A 21,287-nucleotide genomic window follows, 5' to 3' on the forward strand; every position below is an offset into this window, starting at 1 on the left:
AGACAACCTATAGTAGGATTATTAAGTTTAACCAGTCAACCAAAAACAGGACGATACAAGCTTTCAATTTTTAATTGCTATAACTATCAGTTTTAAAAAAGTGCCTTCACTGTAACTGATTGATAATTAGTTGTAAAGAAGTAAATAGTGATAAGTGAAGGTAAGATGAATACAATTTCTATTTTGCTTTATTTCGTAATAAATTACCTTTAATCAAACAATTCCTGCAGTACGGAGATTGATTTCAAGATTGGAAAGTCCGGCAGATGCAGCCGATAGTAGTCATTGATAATAGAAAGGCACTCATTTCGTTCCGTTCTATTCATAGCAAATAAATGCATCGTTTCATAGTTCATGCGCATTAGTTGTAACAAATTATGAGCTTCTTGCGGTAGAATAAATGAATTATGAAAAGGACGGCCGGATGTAAAACAAGCATTTAGCAGGTCAAAGTAATCTCCGTTATGATAGCCTTCTGTATTCGGGTACAGACCGAGAAAACGGGATAGACGAATGAGAAAAACAAGGTGGAAATTGGCGAAATCATGCTTACACTCATCCAGCCATTGAATCGAATTAGATAAATAGGCAAATAAGGGCGCATTTTCCGCTTCTTCCCGCAATGCCCTGTAAAGGAATTCTGCAATAAAAAGAGCTATGGCTGATTTATGAGGATGATACGGTACGGATTTAAATGGATAAGACAGTTTCACTTCTTTGATTCGATTTAAATTGGCATTCGGACGATAATCAACTTCAAATTCGATAATGGAGAGCGGTTGGAATAACACCGTTTTTATAGCTGCCTTTCTAGTACGGGGGATCGTAACAAGAAAGGACATACGTCCATTTCTTTCCGTATAAATATCAACGATGATGGAAGTATCGTTGTATTTTATAGTATGTAATACAATCCCCGTTGTTTTTTGGTACATATTCTATATATAATAAGGTGTAGCAAAACTACGAAAAAAGTGTCAAAGGACAAGCCTCTGAAAGAAATTAATAAAGTTCATGCTCCCTAAATGTTGGTTCAAATTATTGATATTCAGTGGTATTTATAATGTTGTTTAATAAAGAAATAGAATTGGATTAAATTTTTTCTTATGAATGTTTTGGTAATTCGAAAATAGTCTCTATATTTGCACCCGCTAAAGAGAAATAAACCTCTTCTTAAGCAGAGCAGAAATGCTTCACATAGGATGGCCCGTTCGTCTATCGGTTAGGACGCAAGATTTTCATTCTTGAAAGGGGGGTTCGATTCCCCCACGGGCTACAAGTTAAACGAATTATTTATAAAGAATAAAAAAAGATTAGTCGAGATGGCAAATCATAAATCATCAATCAAGAGAATCAGACAAGAAGAGAAAAGAAGACTGCATAACAGATATTATGGTAAGACCATGAGAAATGCTGTTCGTAAGCTTCGTTCTACTACTGACAAGGCAGAAGCTGTAGCTATGTATCCAAGTATTACAAAAATGCTTGATAAATTGGCAAAAGTAAACATCATTCATAAGAATAAGGCTTCAAACTTGAAATCTAAGCTTGCTATTTATATTAATAAGCTTGCTTAATTAGTTAGAATTATCTTTTTATGATATATTAGAGACTGGATTATTTAATCCGGTCTTTTGTGTTTATACATATATCTATTCAATTCCGCCTCCTCTGTTTCTTTTAACACATCTAGTTGATTTTTTCAATAAAAGATGCCTTGAATACCAACTTTTTTTGTTATTTTTGTTCTGTTTTACTGCCTGGCATTAAATGCATTCTGTTACTGACTAAATGCCTATAAATAAGAATAATATAAATAGCATATTTAAAGATGACTGAAGAAGAAATTAAGGAAAAAGAAGGTTCATATTCGGCGGATAGTATTCAGGTACTTGAAGGACTGGAAGCCGTAAGAAAGCGTCCGGCAATGTATATCGGTGATATTAGTCAGAAGGGACTGCACCATTTGGTTTATGAGGTGGTGGATAACTCTATTGACGAAGCCTTAGCCGGCTATTGTACCCATATTGAAGTTGCCATCAATGAAGATAATTCCATTACGGTTCAGGATAACGGACGTGGTATTCCGGTAGATTTTCATGAGAAAGAACAGAAATCGGCACTTGAAGTTGTTATGACGGTATTACACGCCGGTGGTAAATTTGATAAAGGTTCTTATAAAGTATCCGGAGGTTTGCACGGTGTCGGTGTATCTTGTGTGAATGCGCTTTCTATACACATGACTACGCAAGTTGAAAGAAACGGAAAAGTTTATCAGCAAGAATATGAATGTGGAAAACCTTTGTATGCTGTCAAGGAAGTTGGTGTGTCTGATAAAACAGGTACGCGTCAGACTTTTTGGCCTGATGGTTCGATTTTTACCGAGTTAGAATACAAGTATGACATTCTTGCATCTCGTATGCGTGAACTTGCTTTCTTGAATGCAGGATTACGTATAACCCTAACCGATAAAAGAGAGTTGGAAGAAGACGGTAGTTATAAAACAGAAACTTTCTATTCTTCTGAAGGTTTGAAAGAATTTGTTCAGTTTATCGATTCTTCCCGTGAGCATTTGATTCCGGATGTTATTTATTTAAATACTGAGAAGCAGAATATTCCCATTGAAGTGGCTATTATGTACAATACTTCATATAACGAAAATATCCATTCTTATGTGAATAATATCAATACAATAGAAGGCGGTACTCATTTGGCCGGTTTCCGTCGTGCTCTTACACGTACATTAAAGAAGTATGCGGAAGATAGTAAGGCATTGGAAAGAGCAAAAATAGAAATCTCCGGTGAAGATTTCCGTGAAGGTTTAACTGCCGTTATTTCTATTAAAGTAGCCGAGCCGCAGTTTGAAGGTCAGACTAAAACGAAGTTGGGCAACAATGAGGTAATGGGAGCTGTAGACCAAGCTGTTGGTGAAGCACTTTCTAATTACTTGGAAGAACATCCTAAAGAAGCCAAATTGGTTGTTGATAAAGTAATTCTTGCTGCTACCGCACGTATTGCAGCCCGTAAGGCTCGTGAATCAGTGCAGCGTAAGAGCCCGATGGGTGGAGGCGGGCTTCCCGGTAAACTGGCTGACTGCTCAGATAAAGATCCGGAGAAGTGCGAATTATTCCTCGTTGAGGGTGACTCTGCCGGTGGTTCTGCAAAACAAGGACGTAGTCGTGCTTATCAAGCTATCCTGCCACTGAGAGGAAAGATCTTGAATGTAGAGAAAGCAATGTGGCATAAGGCATTTGAAAGTGATGAAGTAAACAATATCATTCAGGCTCTGGGTGTTCGTTTTGGTGTTGATGATGAGAATAGTAAAGCTGCTAATATAGAAAAGCTCCGTTATAATAAGATTATTATTATGACCGATGCCGATGTCGATGGTTCTCACATTGACACGCTTATTATGACTTTATTTTTCCGTTATATGCCGGAACTGATTCAGGGAGGGCATTTATATATTGCCAATCCACCGCTATATCTTTGCACAAAAGGAAAGGTGAAAGAATATTGCTACACTGAAGAGGATCGTATCCGTTTTATGCAGACTTATGGCGACGGCACAGAAAATGGAATTCATACGCAACGTTACAAAGGTTTGGGTGAAATGAATCCGGAGCAACTTTGGGAAACAACCATGAACCCGGAAACACGTATCTTGAAGCAAGTAACGATAGAGAATGCAGCGGAGGTGGATTATATATTCTCCATGTTGATGGGAGATGATGTAGGTCCGCGTCGTGATTTTATAGAAAAACATGCAACCTATGCAAATATCGATGCATAGTAATTATAAATTTAATTAACCAACCTCACATCTTACAAGGAAAAGAACCGGCGCAGAAAGAAACTCTTTCTTGTGTCGGTTCTTCTTTTATTTTTCCATCTTCCTGACGAATTCTTCAATAATATTTTCGTCAAGAGTAGAAACATCTGTTGTTATTTTTAATATGGTTCTGACAGTCAGGCGTTCCAGACAATTTAATTTAGATATTATAATCTCTCCACCTACAAAGGCTTTTGCTTTAGCATGGCGTAAAAGCCTTTCGGAGAACACACTCTCCAATTCTTTTTGTTGTTTTTGATAATCTTCTTCCAAGCCGCACAGGAATAAACCTAAATCTTTGTGTGCGAATAAGTTGATGTACTCATTTGTACAAAACTTGGCAAATGAGCGTCTTCCTTTTCCTACGTATATGGAAGTACCTATTATAATTCGGTCATAATTAGACAACTCAGGAACATTGTCGTGCGATAAATTTATTGTCGTAACATTATTATCCGGTGACAGGAATTTTTGGATTAACCTGCTGGCTTTTTGGGCTGTACCATGTTTGGATAAATAAATGATCAGTGTTTCCATAAGTTATGTATTTGATTTTATATTTTCCCTTCCAGCTCTTTGGCGGCAATTTCTAATTCTGTATACCATTCTTCACCGAAACTCCGTATAAGTGGTTCTTTTAAAAATTTATAGATAGGGGTGTTCTTTTTTTCTCCTAGCAAAACAGCTGCTTTACATACATTCCAACGATGGTAATTTAAGGCTTTATAAGGTCCATATTTGCCAACTCTAATAGGATAAAGGTGACAGGAAATGGGCTTATAAAAGTTAGTTTTACCGTTTCTGTATGCTTTCTCTATTGCACATAGGCAATAGCCTTTATCATCATAACAAGTGAAAACACAATCTTTGCCATTAACGATGGAAGTAACCAAATCTCCGTCAACGTCTTTATAACAAACACCTTGTTTATTGATAATATCCTTTGCTTCATCGGACAAATCATCCCAAATTGCAGGGAGAACTTTTTCTAGTAGCTCCACTTCTTTGCTTTCTAAAGGCGCACCGGCATCACCTTCAATGCAGCATTCTCCTTTGCAAGCATTGATATCACAATAGAACTTTTCTTTAAATATATCAAATGACACTATAACATCATCGATTTGTACCATATATCAGTCTTTATATTTTCTTTTTATGCAAACAAAAATACGGAATTATTTTTGATGTAAAAAGGAATATCGGCTATTTGTCTTTTTTAAAGAATCTAGGTGAAGGTTGGTAATAATGCGGGATAAAGTCCTTAATCGGGAATTTGTTTTTGGTATAATGTAGAATAAAAAAAGGCGGGATGCCCCGCCTTTAATAAGATATATGATAACGATTATTTTATCAAAACTTTTCCTGTCATTTCTGCCGGTTGGGTTAATCCTATAATCTTTAAGATAGATGGGGCAACATCGGCGAGGCGTCCGTTTTCTACCTGAGCATCTTTGTTGTCTGTCACATAAACACATGGAACAGGATTTAAAGAGTGAGCAGTGTTCGGAGTACCGTCTTCGTTTAATGCATGATCTGCATTTCCGTGGTCTGCAATGATTATTGCTTCGTAGCCTTGTGCCTTAGCTGCTTCGATGACGTCTTTAACGCAAGCATCAACGGCGATGACAGCTTTTTCTATTGCTTCATATACACCTGTATGGCCTACCATATCACCATTAGCGTAGTTTACTACAATAAAATCGTATTTGTTTTCATTGATGGCGTCGACTAATTTGTCTTTTACCTCATAAACGCTCATCTCTGGCTTTAAGTCATAAGTGGCTACTTTTGGAGAAGGAACGAGGATACGGTCTTCATTATCATAAGGAGTTTCGCGTCCGCCGTTGAAGAAGAACGTTACGTGCGCGTACTTTTCTGTTTCAGCGATATGCAGTTGCTTCAAGCCTTTTGATGCAATGAACTCTCCCAGTGTGTTGGAAACATTTTCCTTGTCGAAAATGATATGTACGCCTTTGAAAGATGCGTCATAAGGAGTCATGCAGTAATATTGCAGGTTAGGAACGGTATGCATTCCTGCTTCCGGCATATCTTGCTGGGTTAGTACAACTGTTAGTTCTTTTGCGCGGTCATTACGGTAATTGAAGAAGATAACTACGTCGCCTTCTTTGATTCTTCCGTCTACGCCGGCATTGACGATTGGTTTGATGAATTCGTCGGTTACACCTTCGTCATAAGACTCCTGCATTGCCTGAACCATACAGTTTGCCTTTTTGCCGGTACCGTTGACCAATAAGTCATAAGCCTCTTTTACACGTTCCCAACGTTTATCGCGATCCATTGCATAGTAGCGGCCGATGACGGAAGCTATCTTTCCTGCGCTTTTCTGGCAATGTGCGTTTAGCTGTTCGATGAAGCCTTTACCGCTTTTGGGATCGGTGTCACGACCATCCATGAAACAATGAATGAAAGTATTTTCGATATTGTATTCCTTTGCAATGTCGCAGAGCTTGAAAAGATGGTCGAGTGAGCTGTGCACACCTCCGTCTGAAGTCAACCCCATGAAGTGAACGCTTTTGCCGTTCTCTTTTGCATAAGTGAAAGCTGAAACGATCTCCGGATTTTTCAGGATACTATTGTCAGCACAGGCACGATTGATTTTTACCAAATCCTGATAAACTACGCGTCCGGCTCCGATATTCAGGTGACCTACTTCGGAGTTACCCATTTGTCCGTCGGGCAAACCTACGTTCTCGCCGCTGGCTTGTAGCTCTGAGTGCGGATATGTTTTCAACAGATAGTCCCAATAAGGAGTCGGAGTGTTGAAGATGACATCATCTTTCTTGTGGTCGCCTATTCCCCAACCGTCAAGAATCATTAAAAGCGCTTTCTTACTCATAATCTATATTTTGTTTAAATTATATATGCTGTTTTTCGTCTGCAAAGGTACGAAAAAGATGCTTATCATGTTCTATCGGCCGGAATAGAATCCGTTGATTGAGGTATAGAAAGTTTTAATCTATGTTAAGTTCCGGAGGAGTGAGATGTTTTGCCGGATTTTGTCATCTGCGGTTTGCGATTTTATGCCTTCGACTGTTCGGCATACGATTGATTGCAAACGATAGGAGTTCGTGAATGAAGGACCGCACCTTTGTTTTCAATCGACCGTATGTTTGTCATCAAACGTACTGATGTTTTTTTCAATCGACCTGATGTTTTTAAAAAACATCGAGGTGTTTGTAGGAAAAAACGGTATAAAAAACGAATTGCTCTCAAACAGCCTTCAATCTTTCAGCTTACTAATTTATGATTGATTATCAGTTTATTATCCTGAACCTTTCTCCGAAAAAAGATTCAGCTAATAAATTGTATCTGAAATCTTGCTGAATGATTCCATCTTTCAGGATAACTCGCTATATATCAATACAGAATCGGTAAACTGAAGGATGAAACTTATAGGTAATCATTGCTCTGAGAGTGTATAAAGAAAGAGATAGTTATTCTTATTTCATCTCTCTTCAGAAGCAAAGAAGTCTTTACATGAAGTTCCATTCTCAGTACAGTTAAAAAGACAGAGCACTCGGTGTCGCAAGCCCTTTGCGCCCGAGCTTTTTTTATGTCAGAACGCCAGTTCCAGCTGTCCGTCGCCCAATAAATTAAACGTCATCCGGTGATAAGGCGTCGTACCGTGCGCTTGGATGGCGGCGCGGTGCTTTTTCGTGGGATAGCCTTTGTTGTGATCCCAGTCGTAAAGCGGAAATTCCCGGTGGAGACTGTTCATATAATCATCGCGATACGTCTTGGCGAGCACGGAAGCCGCCGCTATCGAAAGGTATTTCCCGTCGCCTTTCACCATCGTCGTATGCGGTATGCCGGGGTAAGCACGGAAGCGGTTGCCGTCTATCAGCAAGTGCTCCGGCTGCACCGTCAGCCCGTCCACCGCCCGGTGCATGGCAAGGAAAGAAGCATTCAGGATATTAATCTTGTCGATTTCCTCCGGCGTGACAATGCCGACGCACCATGCCAACGCCTCCCGTTCTATCACTTTGCGCAGTGCGTAGCGTTGCTTCTCGGTGAGCTGCTTCGAATCATTCAGCAATTCATTGCGGAAATCCTGCGGCAGTATCACGGCGGCAGCATAAACCGCTCCCGCAAGGCATCCGCGTCCCGCTTCGTCGCATCCGGCCTCCACACGTCCGGCAGTCATATAAGGTAACAGCATTTTTCCCTCCTTTTATATAGATCACTTCTTTGGCAGGCAAAAATACGAAAAATCCATCCGAAAATCCTATCTTTGCATCGCGAAAAATAGAAAAGAAAATGATTACAATCGAACAATTTAAAGACGTGAAAGAGCGCACAGATGCGCTGAGGAGGTATCTTTGACATCGACTCGAAACTCATACAAGTCGAAGAAGAACAGTTAAGAACGCATGCGCCCGGCTTCTGGGACGATCAGAAGGCGGCCGAAGCACAGATGCGCAAAGTAAAAAATCTGCAGAAGTGGATAGAAGGCTACAATGAAGTGAAAACCCTTGCCGACGAGCTGGAATTGTCGATTGACTTCTACAAGGACGAACTCGTCACCGAAGCGGAGGTAGACGAAGCCTATGCCAAAACCCTTGCCGCAGTGGAGAATCTGGAGCTGAAGAACATGCTCCGCGAGGAGGCCGACCAGATGGCGTGCGTGCTCAAGATAAACTCCGGCGCGGGTGGTACGGAAAGTCAGGACTGGTCGTCCATGCTGATGCGGATGTACATGCGCTGGGCGGAAACACACGGCTATAAGCTCGCTATCTCCAACCTGCAAGATGGTGATGAAGCCGGCATCAAGAGCGTCACGATGGAGATAGAGGGCGATTATGCCTACGGTTATCTGAAAGGGGAAAACGGTGTTCACCGCCTTGTCCGCGTATCCCCCTTCAATGCGCAAGGGAAGCGTATGACCTCCTTCGCATCCGTTTTCGTGACTCCGTTGGTAGACGATACGATCGAAGTGAACATCCTTCCGGCATGCATCTCCTGGGATACGTTCCGTTCAGGCGGGGCCGGAGGTCAGAACGTCAACAAGGTAGAGTCTGGTGTGCGTCTCCGTTACCAATATAAAGACCCCTACACGGGCGAAGAGGAAGAGATTCTCATAGAAAATACCGAAACGCGCGACCAGCCTAAGAACAAGGAAAACGCCATGAGGCAACTGCGCTCCATTCTTTACGACAAAGAGTTGCAACATCGTATGGCAGAGCAGGCAAAGGTAGAGGCAGGCAAGAAAAAAATCGAGTGGGGTTCGCAAATCCGCAGCTACGTCTTCGACGACCGCCGCGTGAAAGACCACCGTACCAATTACCAGACCTCCGACGTGAACGGGGTGATGGATGGTAAGATCGATGATTTCATCAAAGCATACCTGATGGAATTTTCCGCCGAAGGAGAGGTATAAGGCATTCCCCCCGATGCGCAGCGAGGTTCCCCAAAGAATTTCCGGCCTTTAGTGGAGAAGCGTAAAGAACTCGCGGTTGTTTTCCGTTAAGAACAAAACCTCGTTCAAAGCCCGAAGGGCTGCGTTTGGTTTTGTTTAGGAAAGCGACCGCGAGTTTAGCTTCGTAGCGGTAGCCGGCGTTTTTTCTTTGTTTCGTTTCTTTTGCACGTGCAAAAGAAATGAAAATCCCTTTCAATAATTTGCAATCTTATATTTTATTCGTATTTTTGGATGTAGTTAGCAAGAGGTTAAACTTAAATCCAAAATGGTTATGAGTAATAAGAATAAAGTGAAACACAGTAAGAAAGAAGAAGAGCAAGCCAATAAAGTCATCAAGATTATTTTTATTTCCCTGATAGTGCTTGGGCTGTTATTGATGCTGGGTATGTCTTTCTTCGGATAAAGCATTACAACGGAGCAGTTTATCGATAAGAACATTGCTCCGTTTTTTCTTTTTATCGAATAAATCAGAGCAAATGGCACAAGAGATCGAACGGAAATTTCTCGTCAGCGGAGAATATAAAGAACAAGCATTCTCGGCAAGCCGAATCGTGCAAGGGTATATTTGTAGTATGTCCGGGCGCACGGTGCGAGTAAGGATACGCGATAAAAAAGGCTACCTTACTATAAAGGGACCGACCAACCCATCCGGCACAAGCCGTTATGAATGGGAGCAAAACATCCCGTTGGAAGATGCATTCGAATTGATGAAGCTCTGTTTGCCCGGGATGATCGATAAAACCCGTTATCTAGTAAAATATGGCGAACATATATGGGAAGTAGACGAGTTTCATGGCGATAACGAGGGACTGACGCTAGCGGAAATAGAATTGCTGCACGAAGAAGAATCCTTTGAAAAGCCCGGATTTATCGGGGAAGAAGTAACGGGAGATCCGCGTTTCTATAACTCGGCCCTGATGCAATATCCCTTTAAGCAATGGAAAAAGCCAAAGGATACGGAGTAAAAAACATTTCTGCCGCCTCGTCGGAACAAATGAAAAGGAAGCCCCGTTTTAGGAGTTGGGAGAAGTGTCCGGAGATTTAAAGAACGAAACCTCTTATTTATTTCAGCCGTATTTAAGAAAAGAGAAAGTAAATGGAAAAGCTGTATGAATATCTTCCGCATGAATTAGTCACATTTGTGTTAGTGACGCTGTTTTCCCTGCTCATCGGGCTGTCCATTCGTCGGCTTAGCCTGAAACGGGAGGGGGAGACCACGCTTTTCGGGACCGACCGAACGTTTACTTTCATCGGAATGCTGGGTTATCTGCTTTATATTCTCGACCCTGTGGAGATGCACCTGTTTATGGGTGGCGGATTGATCTTGGGCATCTTGCTCGGGATAAATTATTACGTCAAACAATTGAGTTTTCATGTCTTTGGGGTAACTACCATTATCATTGCACTGATTACTTACTGCCTTGCCCCCATTGTGAGCACCCAGCCATCGTGGTTTTACGTGATGGTGGTGGTAACGGTACTCCTGTTTACGGAAATGAAACATACGTTCACGGAATTGGTGCAACGTATGCAAAATGATGAAATGATAACGTTGGCAAAGTTTCTTGCCATTAGCGGTATCATCCTGCCGATGCTCCCTAATGAGAATTTCATTCCCGGAATCAACCTGACGCCCTACACGATTTGGCTGGCAACAGTAGTCGTTTCCGGCATCTCCTACCTTTCCTACCTCTTGAAACGCTATGTCTTTCACCAATCCGGAATCTTGGTTTCCGGAATCGTAGGCGGTTTGTATAGCAGCACGGCAACTATCTCCATTCTGGCAAGAAAGTGCAAGCTGGTAAAAGCACCGGAAATTCCTGAATACGTGGCGGCAATGCTGCTTGCCGTAAGTATGATGTACTTGCGCTTCATGATTCTGATTTTGATATTCAGTAAGGAGATATTCATAGTTATCTATCCTTATTTGCTGATTATGGCTTTGGTGACGGCAGCTATTGCCTTGCTTTTACATCGTCGTACACAGGCGACGGGCGCTTTGGAAGAAATAGAGGAGGAAACTACAGAGAATAATCCGTTGGAGTTTAAAGTAGCACTGATTTTTGCGGGGCTGTTCGTCGCATTTACCGTTATTACGCACTACACGCTGATATATGCAGGGACAAGCGGGCTTAATGTCTTGTCTTTCGTGGCAGGCTTAAGCGATATTACTCCCTTTATCCTGAATTTGCTTCAAGAAACAAACACAATTGCTGCCTTTATCATTGCTGCCTGTACCATGCAGGCGATTATCAGTAACATTGTGGTGAATATGTTTTACGCCATCTTCTTCTCTAATCACCGTAAGGAACTTATTCCGCATCTTTTAAGGGGATTCGGACTTGTTATTTCTGTAAATGCCGCTATGCTGATATTTTTTTATATCTAATCTACCGATAATTTCCCATAATAAGAAATCGGTTGTCTATTGGTCGAGTTCACATTAACGGAAGCAGAAGCATTTGGGAAAATCGTGATATGAAAAGTGAATTTATCTTCTTCACTACGTGTTACAAATTTAATTTCCACTTTTCCTTTCTTGTGATATTGGGCGATATACTCATTTAAAGGAGCATTGAATATTAATCCGTTGCCGCCGCCATAAGGAATGTTGTATGCCCTGCCGAAATAAGGTAAACGTGAGAATACAGAATCATTCTTTATCTCAATGGAATATTCGGAAGTCAAGTCTTTAGAGGGGCCGGACATCGGTAACATTCTATCTATTTCTAATTTATAATGATTAGAGTCGATGGCTTTTCTCACTTGCTGTGCTATTTCTTCTTTTTTGTCTTTTTTACTGTCTTGTGCAGAAATAGTCTGTATGCTTATGATACAAATGAAGCACAGGGATAAAATTAGCTTAATGGATTTCATGACTAACCTCCTTTTTTATTAGTATTAACACAAAGATAACAATAAATATGATGTCGGGGACAACTTAATTACACCTAAAAACTGATATTTTGAGGGGGAAAAACTATCAATTGTCAGTTTTTACCCCTTCAAACGCCTGATTTTGGTCCTTTCTTCTCATGTTCTATGCGTAATATTGCATCATCAAACAAAAGAAATTTTAATTACTAATTATAAAAAAGAGCAGATATGAAAACATTTAATTTTACTCAGGACCTATTGAATATACAGAGTGAACTTCTTCGTTTTGCTTATAAACTAACAGCAGATCGTGAGGAAGCAAATGATTTACTGCAAGAAACCTCATTAAAGGCTTTAGATAATGAAGATAAATATACCCCGGATACAAATTTCAAAGGTTGGATGTACACTATTATGCGTAATATTTTTATCAATAATTACAGGAAAGTAGTCCGTGACCAGACGTTTGTAGACCAGACTGACAATCTTTATCATTTAAATATGCCTCAGGACTCCGGTTTCGATAGTACCGAAAGTGCTTATGATATGAAAGAAATACATAAAGTGGTAAATGCTTTACCTAAAGATTATCGCATTCCGTTTGCCATGTATGTTTCAGGTTTTAAGTACCGTGAGATTGCAGATAAGTTGAATTTACCTTTGGGTACAGTGAAAAGTAGAATCTTCTTTACCAGACAGAAATTACAAATACAATTAAAAGATTTTGCGTAAATCGTGATTTGGGTTTACAATAAATGTAGTGGGGCTTCTCTAGGGAGGTCCCACTTTTTATCTGTCTTCTTTGTTCATTATTTCTTTATCAGTTTTATTCTTTCTTGGATTCCGATTTCTTTTTGAAAGTATTCATCATGCGAAATAACCAACACTGTACCTTGATAATCTTTGATTGTAGCTGTGATAATCTCAATATTTTGTATGTCTATGTTATTAGTTGGTTCATCCAGAATAAAAATATCCGGAGTATTGTTGTTAATCATCAGGCAGCACAAAGCCAATCTCATTTTTTCTCCTCCGCTGAGACTTTTACAGTGCTTATCCCAAGTAGTCAGAGGAAACAAGAACCGATTGAGAATCATTTTAATTTCATGCTCCGGTAAATGACGTACATTGAAATGTTGGGCCTGCTCGTATATATTAAGATTATCATCGATAATGGAATATTCCTGATCGATATATACAAAATTTTGTTTGGCACGCTGTAGTTTTCCTGTGCTTGGTGTGATTTTACCGGTAATCAAATGTAGTAATGTTGTTTTTCCTGCTCCATTTTCTCCTTCAATGGCAATGCGGTCGCCACTTTTAATTTGAAAAGTTAACGGTTCGTTCCATAACATTTCCTTTTCATAAGTGAAATTGACCTTTTCTGCTGTAATGAGAATTCTTCCAATGTGCAATTCCGAGGAACTGAAATTGATTTTCATTTGTGCTATATCAGGTAATTTATCCCGTAACCTTGATATGTTTTGGCGGATATCTTCCTGTTTCTCTGCATGTACTTCCTTAAGTTTGGAACTACTTTTCTCGGCCTTGTCTTGTAGAGTATTCATAGCCATTCTGGAAATTCTTTTCTTTAAATTGGCTTTCTCTCCTCTTATATCTTGCTTTTGCTTGCGCTCGGCTATTGTTCTCGCTTCTTTACGTGCCATTCGCAATTCTTTTTCTTGACTGATCAGTTTCTCTTGTAAAGAGTTAAGTGTTTTATCTTTTTCATTTTTATAAAATTCATAATTACCTCCATAGGCCGTTATTCCATTTTTGTTTAATTCATAAATATAGGAGATTTGATTGAGAAGTATCCTGTCGTGACTGACGATGAATATCGTTGCTTTACTTTTGCTGATGAAATCATAAAGTTTTTGCCTGCTCTTGCTATCTAAGTGATTGGTCGGTTCATCCATTAGAATGATATGTGGAGAATGTATTATTATTCCGGAAAGAAATACTTTAGTTTTTTCTCCACCACTTAGTGATTCCATTTTTTGATTGAGTGAGAAAGTGTCTAAGCCCCAATAAGCGAGTGCCGATAGAGCTTTATCTTCTATCTCCCAGTTGTCATTTAGTATTGTGAAATTGTCAGGGGAAACGTCTCCTTTTATAATCGCTCCCAATGCATCCAATTGCTGTTTGATACCGATTGCTTCTGCAATGCTCATTTGATCATATTGCCTGAAATGCTGAGGTATAAAATAAGATGTGTTTTCGCAAATTACTGTGCCGGCGGAAGCCTTTAGATTTCCACTGACGATTTGCAATAATGTAGATTTTCCGGAACCGTTATTTCCGGTCAAGGCAACTTTATCTCCTTTATTGATAGATAAATTAATGTCTTGGAATAATGTTTCATTATTCGCATGACGATATGTTACATTTTGAATTGTAATAGACATAATCTGAATAAAAGTCGCACATATTCCTGCTTGAAAGCAAAGTAAATATGTAGTGTTTTAGAATAATTTTATAAACCCGATATCCTTTTAATTGGATCTTTTGAATCGGCTTTATTTGCCGACCTTTTATTCAGATATTCTCATTGCGGTAGTTATTATGTTATTTACTGGGCGCAAAGATAGTAATAAAATTTGTTCCGCCTGAATATACTTTGAAAATAATCTTATTGTATCATTTGGGTTGTTCTCTCCGCAGGATCGAATGTGAATTCATTGTTACGGCTGAGTTTTCTATGCTTTTTACGTGTTTTTAATTTTACTTTTCTTGCCTTCACCTTATCACGATTTACTTTTTTGTTATTGATTGTCAATTGGTTATAGTGAAGGCATCTTTTAAGCTGAGAGTTGAGAATTGAAAATGTAAAGTTGAACAACTCTCAGCTTAAAAAAGAACTCCCTTCCCTCTTTTAGAGGTACACCTTTTATAAACAGAGTGACTTTTCCTGTTATATTATTCTTTGAAAAAAGTACCTTCACTATATAGTTGTAAATCAGATATAAATGAACAAATGGTGATAAGGTGAAGGCAAGACGAAGTAAAAGTTGAATAATTGCAAAATAGCAGAATAAGCTGAAAATGTCTAAGGGAGTAGTGTCTTTCACTCAAGGGAGCGATAGTCTACATCTACGGGAGCGTTAGGCAACACTCCCTTAGGCGTTTTAGCTTGCCTATTATGCCAATTTAGCAGTTATTCAACTTTTACTTCAAGTTGCCTTCACCTTATCACTAACAACTTTGATGTGATTGATTTACAGATTGTTATAGTGAAAGTGACTTTTTAGAAATTGGGAGTTTAGAATTGAGAACAAAGAGTTAACCTTCTCTTTGCTAAATTCTTAATTCTCAACATTGATCTGCCGGTTTTAAAAATTGCCTTCACTCTAATTGGTTGTGATCTATATAGTTATCCTTAATAGTGAAGAGGTGAATGTAGAAAATGTATAATTTGAATATATACAAAAAACGTGAGTTCTGACTAATATGGAAAGAATACTGAAATAAAAAAAGGATTCAGATATTTCTCTTAATATCTGAATCCCGCTGTCGAATATATGAAATAATATGAAAGGGTCTTTGGGGCAGACCCTTTAGGGAAAATTGTTATTTTACAACTACTTTAGATACATTATTGTCAGCTTTTATCAGATAAAGTCCGTTAGACAGTGTAGTTTGATAGAAACCATCCACAGAAGGTTGGTTGTCAACCATAATACCGTCTAATGTGAATATCTGTACGGACTTGGCATTATTTACCGAAACCAAGTTTCCTGATGCATTGATTGATGCTTTATCCGAAATAGGAGAGTCAATGCTGTTTGGTTCCCAACCATCCCAGTTTATAATACTTTCTTGTACAGTTGTTCCTCCTACATAGAATAATTCGCGATTAACATATTCTCCATTCAAATCCACCTCGCTTATACCGTTGAACCAGTCGTTTTCTAAATAGTAGGAATATGATAATACCGTAGCGTTGGGGACTCTGTTTCCGTCTATATCAATAGTAAAAGCATTTAATGACTCATCATAGTTCATAGGCAACAACTCTGCATCATCACTATCCGGATAAAGTGCATTAATATAGACGGTTTGAGTTCCTTCAGGAGCTTTTGTTACTAATTTCATCGTTGTATTGGCATTTTCTTTTATAATCAAACGATATTGTCCTCCGATTTCTCCATTGGGACCAATCGTAGCCTTAAGGTTGGATCTTAAACCTTCGTTGTCTATAATGCCGTCGCCTACATAATTAAACCATGTATATATTTTCGCTCTGTTTGAAGAGTATGTATAAGGTGTCCAGTTGACAGATCCTTGGGTAGTACTCATCTTGAAGTAGTAAATCCATACGTCGTCGCGTTTTTCCACCCATCCGTTTCCGTATTCATGTCCGGTTCCGTCATCATACATTGGAAATTCCCAATCTCTACCGTTGTAATCGTAATTGTTTACTTCCATCCAATACACATTTTCGGGAGAAAGATGAGTGTGTCCCGGACTTGCCCAACAAAATACATCTTTATCACCATTTATGTTAGGACCTGCCCCTTTTGTGTAATCCCATACTTCAAGAACAAGGTCGAAAAAAGGACATGGGGGTGTGCTTTGTGCTTTACTTAAAGATGTAATAAGCAAAACAGCAGTTAATAGTAAAAGATTCTTTTTCATACAACACTTTTTTAAAATTATAATTTGTTTTATTAACACATTTGTCATAGCCTGAAATTGATTCTTCTGAATACATTTCCTTCTATTTATCTTTGATTTAATGTCTTTTCTAAATAAAAACGGATAAGGGAATAAAATCCGCTAATCTTTTTCTTTATTTAAATATAAAATTTAAAGCGGAGAGAAATTGTAACGTAGAAAACTTTTTTGGAGAAGGACTTGGCGGATTTATTTTGTCAAGCCGTTTTTATATTAAATCAAACATGGAATTATTTGTTTCTTTAAAATATTGTTTGCTATGAAAAAGGTCAGTATACTTTTCTTTTTGTTTTATACTGTATTGAGTTACAGTGCGTTTGCGGAGGTTACGCTTCCACATATTTTTTCGGATAATATGGTGTTTCAACAGCAGCAACCCATCAAGGTTTGGGGATGGGCAGATCCTAAGGAGTCGGTGGAAATCAGCTTTTTGCATCAGGTGAAAAAAGCAAAAGCCGATAAAAATGGAAAATGGCAGTTAGAATTGGATGCCGTCTCACATGGAGGACCTTATGAATTAAAAGTTAAGGGTAAAAACAATGATATTTGTTTCAGCAATATTTTAGTAGGTGAAGTTTGGCTTTGTGCGGGACAATCTAATATGGAGTGGATTGTAGAAAACGTTAAAGATGCCAAGAATGAAATTAGCAATGCTGATTATCCTCAGATTCGTTCTTTTAATGTAATAAAAGATATGAGCATGGAGCTCAAGGATGATTTAGATGGCGAATGGGAGGTTTGTTCTCCTCAAACGGTATCTAATTTTTCTGCGGTAGCTTATTTCTTTGCTCGTAAGTTGTACAAGGAATTGAATATACCTATTGGAATTATCAATTCATCGTGGGGAGGGACAGATATTGAGTCTTGGACCAGTGCAAATATGTTTGAGCAGTTGCCGGCTTCTTTAAGAGCCAGATATCAAAGCGTTGATGCGAAAAATTTTAAGCAGTTTGCCAAGGAGGTTAACCAGAGGAAAGCTGCTTATGAAAAAGCGTTGTTGTCTGATCCCGGAGATATACAAAAATGGTTTACTTCGGATTATGATGATTCGGAGTGGGAGTCTGTACCTGTTCCCGGAATATGGAAAAATGAATTGATAGCTGTGGATGGTACAGTGTGGACCCGATTTGAACTTGAATTGCCGGAAACTGCGGCTGGAAAACCTGCGACTTTAAATCTAGGACCGATTGATGATAATGACGTTACTTGGATAAATGGAGTGGAAGTCGGCCATACAGAAGGACACACCGTAGAACGTGTTTATAGTGTACCTCAAGATCTATTGAAAGCCGGAAAGAATGTTATTACCGTAAAGGTAATTGATTCAGGCGGAGATGGAGGAGTGTATGGTAAAGCAGATAATCTTTGTCTTGAGATTGGGGCAAGACGCTACTCTTTGGTCGGTGAATGGAAATATAAAACAGGTGTGACGAAAAATCAATTTAATTATATTGACCTTTCTCCCAATATGTATTATGCCATATTGTTTAACTCGATGATAAATCCGATTACTAAGTTTAAAGTGAAAGGTGTAATTTGGTATCAAGGTGAGAATAATTCGTCAAATGCATATAATTATCGAACAATGTTTCCTGCCTTGATAAAGGATTGGCGTGAACAGTGGGGATATGAGTTCCCATTTTATTGGGTGCAGTTAGCCAATTTTATGGAAAAAGACGAAGAACCGGAAGATAGTCAATGGGCCGAATTACGTGAAGCTCAAACTATGACTTTAGCATTACCTAAAACCGGGCAGGCGGTTATTACAGACATAGGTCAGGCCGATGATATTCATCCTCGTAATAAGCAAGATGTTGGGCTGCGTTTGGCACTGAACGCGTTGAATAAAGATTATGGAATGAAGGACTTGGTTTATTCCGGCCCGACTTATAAATCGATGAAGATTGAAGGAAATAAAGTGATCATATCATTTGATAATATAGCCGGCGGACTTATTGTGAAGAATAAATATGGCTATATCGATGGATTTGCCGTTGCAGGGAAAAATGGTAAATTTTATTGGGCAAAAGCTTATCTTGATGGAGATAAGGTAGTTGTCTCTTCAGATAAAGTAATGGAGCCTATGGATGTGAGATACTCTTGGTCTAATAATCCGGATGTTAATCTTTTCAATAGCGAAGGCTTACCTGCTGCTCCTTTCAGAACAGATAAGCGTAAGGGAATAACCCAATATGATTGATTTTGAGGATAATAATATTAATGTTTTATAATTTATAAATCTAATAAGAATGAAACCATGAAAAGGATTACAATTTTATTTTTGTTGGTTACTGTTATGATGGGAGCTGTCTCTTTTACTGAAGCGGCAGTTACCAAACCTGAATCCGGGAAAATGTATAATATAGTTCATAGCAGGACAGGTTTTTATTTAACTGCAACGGTTGAAAGCCAAGGAGCTTATATTAGTCCGGCTTCCGGAAATGTAAATCAGCGTTTTTATATAATCGAGCAAGAAGATGGAGTATATAAAATACAAGAAGCTAAAACTAATTTATATTGGTATAAACGTGATGCCTGGGATACAGGATGGGGTTCAAACCCTGCGGAACAAGGTGACCGTGCTTTATTTGAATTGCCGGTAAAAGGTGATAATGTATTGCTTGAATGTTATTACAAAAGTAATAATAATAATTTTTTTGGTACGGGCGATAACAATAGCACCACTTGGGTCTCCAGTGATAGATATGATTCGGAGGTGAATAGCTTGTGGCATATTGAAGAATATAACCCTCAAGAAGTAGTGACGGCCGCATTAGAGTATAGAATGAATGAAATTCGTACTTTCATGGATGGCGTTGTCTTTGGAGACGGCTCAAGGGAATATTCTTTGGCAATTAAGGCTGAACTGGAAGCTAAATTGACTGAAGCAGACGGATTACTAAAAAACAGTGGGGTGACTCAGCAACAAATAGATACTATTTTGAATGAACTGGATATCTTATTCTCAGAGTTGAAAGCTAGTCAAAACCCGTTTGTATTTGATCCTGAAGGAGCTTATTATATTATTCATAGTTCGGGTTTTTATTTAACTGCTGTAGATGTCAATTATACCTATTTGAGCTCTGGTGAAGGAAATGAAAATCAGCGTTTCAAGATTGAGGCGATAAAAGACGGAGAGGGTTATTATTATGTGATAAGACGAAATACTACCGGAGAATATTGGTATAGACGTGAGCGTTGGGACACAGGTTGGACGTCTGACCCCGAAAGTCTAAGTGGGGATGTTAATGGGACTTCTGTGCTTCAACCGGGACGTGCTCAATTTAATATTTATGAGTCGGGAAATAAAGATTATGATATGATATTGGAAACGAAATTCGTATTTGCTGAAGATAACGGATTCAGATGTATGGGAGCAGGTAGTGGTACTAATGGTGAATGGATTTCGAGTGATAAATATCAGAATGATGTAAAGTCATATTGGAGGTTAGTGAAGTATGATCCTAATGTGGCAATAAAGGGATTATTGTATGAGGAAATTCAGATCGTTACTGAATTCTTGGGAAATCGTAATGTAAAATCGGGTAATAATCCGGGTGAGTATTATCCGGAGGTTTATAATGCTTTAAAGAATAAATTGGCAGAAGCTAATGATATTTATGAAAATTCAACTTCTCAAGAAGAAGTAAATCAGGTAAAAAGTGAGTTAGAAGAGGCATATAATTTATGTCGTTCTTCTATTAATATAATTAAACCCACAGATGGAGAGGATTATTATGTCACTTTCGAACAAGATTATACGATGACTGATCGGAATGATGCCGTTTATATGTGGTATAAAGATGAATCTTCTGTTTTTAATTTTAAATCGGCAACTTTTGATGAAACGGTTTATTATCAAATACAAAATCAGGCAACCGGTAAGTATATGTATCTCACAGATGGTGATTCACATGAACTAAAATGGACAGATGATGCGGATGCAGCCGGAGATAATGCTTTATTCTTGTTTGAATCTGCTGCAGATCTGGATAATCCTAAGAATGTCATATTGAAAGTAAAAGGAACAGATGTGTATGTCGGAAATGATATGAGTGGAAGTAGTGAGGGTGACAAATGGAGAGAAATTAATGGTAAAAGCAAGGCAATGGCTACTCCGTGGTTAATTGAACCTGTGGAACAGCCAAACTCTATATCGAACAATGAAATGAGTGATGTATACTCTTATGTAGTTGGAGATATATTATATGTTAAGAATTTAAGCGGTGCGAATAGAATCTCGGTTTATTCGATTTCAGGATCATTGGTAATGTCGAAATCATGTGATAATGAAGAATTCTCGGTTTCATTGCCTACCGGAATCTATGTTGTTGCTATAACAGGAAATGTAACAAAGACAATAGGAATAGTTGTTAAGTAAGTAGTTTTAGGTATTATTGATGTTTTCAGGGTAACTTTTTGTAAATTTAGGAATGGCATAAACGGGTTGAGTTTAAGCTTAAT

The 21,287-nt window shown here is 38.7% G+C and carries 17 protein-coding genes and 1 tRNA gene; 10 read left to right on the forward strand and 8 right to left on the reverse strand.

Annotated features, from left to right (window positions below; translation table 11 throughout):
* Positions 1-209: 209 nt before the first annotated feature.
* Positions 210-935: a DNA repair protein RecO gene (gene recO / locus DXB63_RS15700; RefSeq protein WP_122127348.1), complete on the reverse strand. Its 726-nt coding sequence runs from the start codon at positions 933-935 to the stop codon at positions 210-212.
* A 269-nt stretch (positions 936-1,204) separates the two neighbouring features.
* Between recO and DXB63_RS15705 the strand changes: the two genes are divergently transcribed.
* The 3 genes from DXB63_RS15705 to gyrB all read left to right on the forward strand — a co-directional run bounded on the left by DXB63_RS15705 (position 1,205) and on the right by gyrB (position 3,793).
* Positions 1,205-1,276: transfer RNA gene (locus DXB63_RS15705), tRNA-Glu, on the forward strand.
* Between the two features lie 46 nt (positions 1,277-1,322).
* Complete coding sequence (gene rpsT / locus DXB63_RS15710; RefSeq protein WP_122127368.1) at positions 1,323-1,577, forward strand: 30S ribosomal protein S20; 255 nt, start codon at positions 1,323-1,325, stop codon at positions 1,575-1,577.
* A gap of 254 nt (positions 1,578-1,831) precedes the next feature.
* Positions 1,832-3,793: a DNA topoisomerase (ATP-hydrolyzing) subunit B gene (gyrB, locus tag DXB63_RS15715; protein ID WP_122127349.1), complete on the forward strand. Its 1,962-nt coding sequence runs from the start codon at positions 1,832-1,834 to the stop codon at positions 3,791-3,793.
* Between the two features lie 87 nt (positions 3,794-3,880).
* On the opposite strand, the gene DXB63_RS15720 is transcribed toward gyrB, so the two are convergent.
* From DXB63_RS15720 to DXB63_RS15735, 4 genes are all read right to left on the reverse strand, one after another.
* Positions 3,881-4,369, reverse strand: a complete 489-nt coding sequence (locus DXB63_RS15720) for a flavodoxin domain-containing protein (protein WP_122127350.1) — start codon at positions 4,367-4,369, stop codon at positions 3,881-3,883.
* Between the two features lie 17 nt (positions 4,370-4,386).
* Positions 4,387-4,962, reverse strand: coding sequence for a DUF3109 family protein (locus DXB63_RS15725; RefSeq protein ID WP_122127351.1), 576 nt, complete (start codon positions 4,960-4,962; stop codon positions 4,387-4,389).
* A 212-nt stretch (positions 4,963-5,174) separates the two neighbouring features.
* On the reverse strand, positions 5,175-6,689 hold the full coding sequence (gene gpmI, locus DXB63_RS15730; protein WP_122127352.1) for a 2,3-bisphosphoglycerate-independent phosphoglycerate mutase: 1,515 nt from the start codon (positions 6,687-6,689) through the stop codon (positions 5,175-5,177).
* Between the two features lie 720 nt (positions 6,690-7,409).
* Positions 7,410-8,012 (reverse strand): ribonuclease HII, encoded by a 603-nt coding sequence (locus DXB63_RS15735; RefSeq protein ID WP_122127353.1) that lies wholly within the window; start codon positions 8,010-8,012, stop codon positions 7,410-7,412.
* Between the two features lie 98 nt (positions 8,013-8,110).
* Here DXB63_RS15735 and prfB point away from each other — a divergent pair.
* The 4 genes from prfB (at position 8,111) to DXB63_RS15750 (ending at position 11,658) form a co-directional block, all read left to right on the forward strand.
* A protein-coding gene (gene prfB / locus DXB63_RS15740; RefSeq protein ID WP_122127354.1) for a peptide chain release factor 2 occupies positions 8,111-9,230 on the forward strand; the annotation gives its coding sequence in 2 pieces (ribosomal slippage) (positions 8,111-8,173 and positions 8,175-9,230; 1,119 coding nt in all).
* 310 nt (positions 9,231-9,540) lie between these two features.
* Entirely contained in the window at positions 9,541-9,672 is a 132-nt protein-coding gene (locus DXB63_RS18365) for a hypothetical protein (RefSeq protein ID WP_255420012.1), read from the forward strand.
* A 73-nt stretch (positions 9,673-9,745) separates the two neighbouring features.
* Entirely contained in the window at positions 9,746-10,234 is a 489-nt protein-coding gene (locus DXB63_RS15745) for a CYTH domain-containing protein (RefSeq protein ID WP_122127355.1), read from the forward strand.
* Positions 10,235-10,365: 131 nt separating this feature from the next.
* Positions 10,366-11,658, forward strand: coding sequence for a DUF4010 domain-containing protein (locus DXB63_RS15750; protein ID WP_122127356.1), 1,293 nt, complete (start codon positions 10,366-10,368; stop codon positions 11,656-11,658).
* On the opposite strand, the gene DXB63_RS15755 is transcribed toward DXB63_RS15750, so the two are convergent.
* Complete coding sequence (locus tag DXB63_RS15755; protein ID WP_122127357.1) at positions 11,655-12,146, reverse strand: DUF4251 domain-containing protein; 492 nt, start codon at positions 12,144-12,146, stop codon at positions 11,655-11,657. The two genes, DXB63_RS15750 and DXB63_RS15755, sit on opposite strands and share 4 nt — an antisense overlap.
* Before the next feature lie 228 nt (positions 12,147-12,374).
* Between DXB63_RS15755 and DXB63_RS15760 the strand changes: the two genes are divergently transcribed.
* On the forward strand, positions 12,375-12,878 hold the full coding sequence (locus DXB63_RS15760) for an RNA polymerase sigma factor (RefSeq protein ID WP_122127358.1): 504 nt from the start codon (positions 12,375-12,377) through the stop codon (positions 12,876-12,878).
* A 77-nt stretch (positions 12,879-12,955) separates the two neighbouring features.
* Here DXB63_RS15760 and DXB63_RS15765 read toward each other — a convergent pair whose 3' ends face one another.
* Together DXB63_RS15765 and DXB63_RS15770 are read right to left on the reverse strand one after the other, a co-directional pair.
* Positions 12,956-14,554 carry an ABC-F family ATP-binding cassette domain-containing protein gene (locus DXB63_RS15765; protein ID WP_122127359.1) on the reverse strand — a complete coding sequence of 533 codons (1,599 nt, stop codon included), beginning with the start codon at positions 14,552-14,554 and terminating at the stop codon, positions 12,956-12,958.
* A 1,162-nt stretch (positions 14,555-15,716) separates the two neighbouring features.
* A complete protein-coding gene (locus tag DXB63_RS15770; RefSeq protein WP_122127360.1) occupies positions 15,717-16,784 on the reverse strand; it encodes a hypothetical protein in 1,068 nt (355 codons plus the stop codon).
* A gap of 298 nt (positions 16,785-17,082) precedes the next feature.
* Between DXB63_RS15770 and DXB63_RS15775 the strand changes: the two genes are divergently transcribed.
* Both DXB63_RS15775 and DXB63_RS15780 read left to right on the forward strand, forming a co-directional pair.
* Entirely contained in the window at positions 17,083-19,023 is a 1,941-nt protein-coding gene (locus DXB63_RS15775) for a sialate O-acetylesterase (RefSeq protein ID WP_122127361.1), read from the forward strand.
* Positions 19,024-19,080: 57 nt separating this feature from the next.
* The gene (locus tag DXB63_RS15780; RefSeq protein ID WP_122127362.1) at positions 19,081-21,204 is read left to right on the forward strand and encodes an FIVAR domain-containing protein; all 2,124 of its coding nucleotides are present in this window, start codon (positions 19,081-19,083) and stop codon (positions 21,202-21,204) included.
* Positions 21,205-21,287 lie beyond the last annotated feature (83 nt).

This window comes from Bacteroides sp. OM05-12, from assembly GCF_003438995.1.
Classification (GTDB): Bacteria; Bacteroidota; Bacteroidia; order Bacteroidales; family Bacteroidaceae; genus Bacteroides.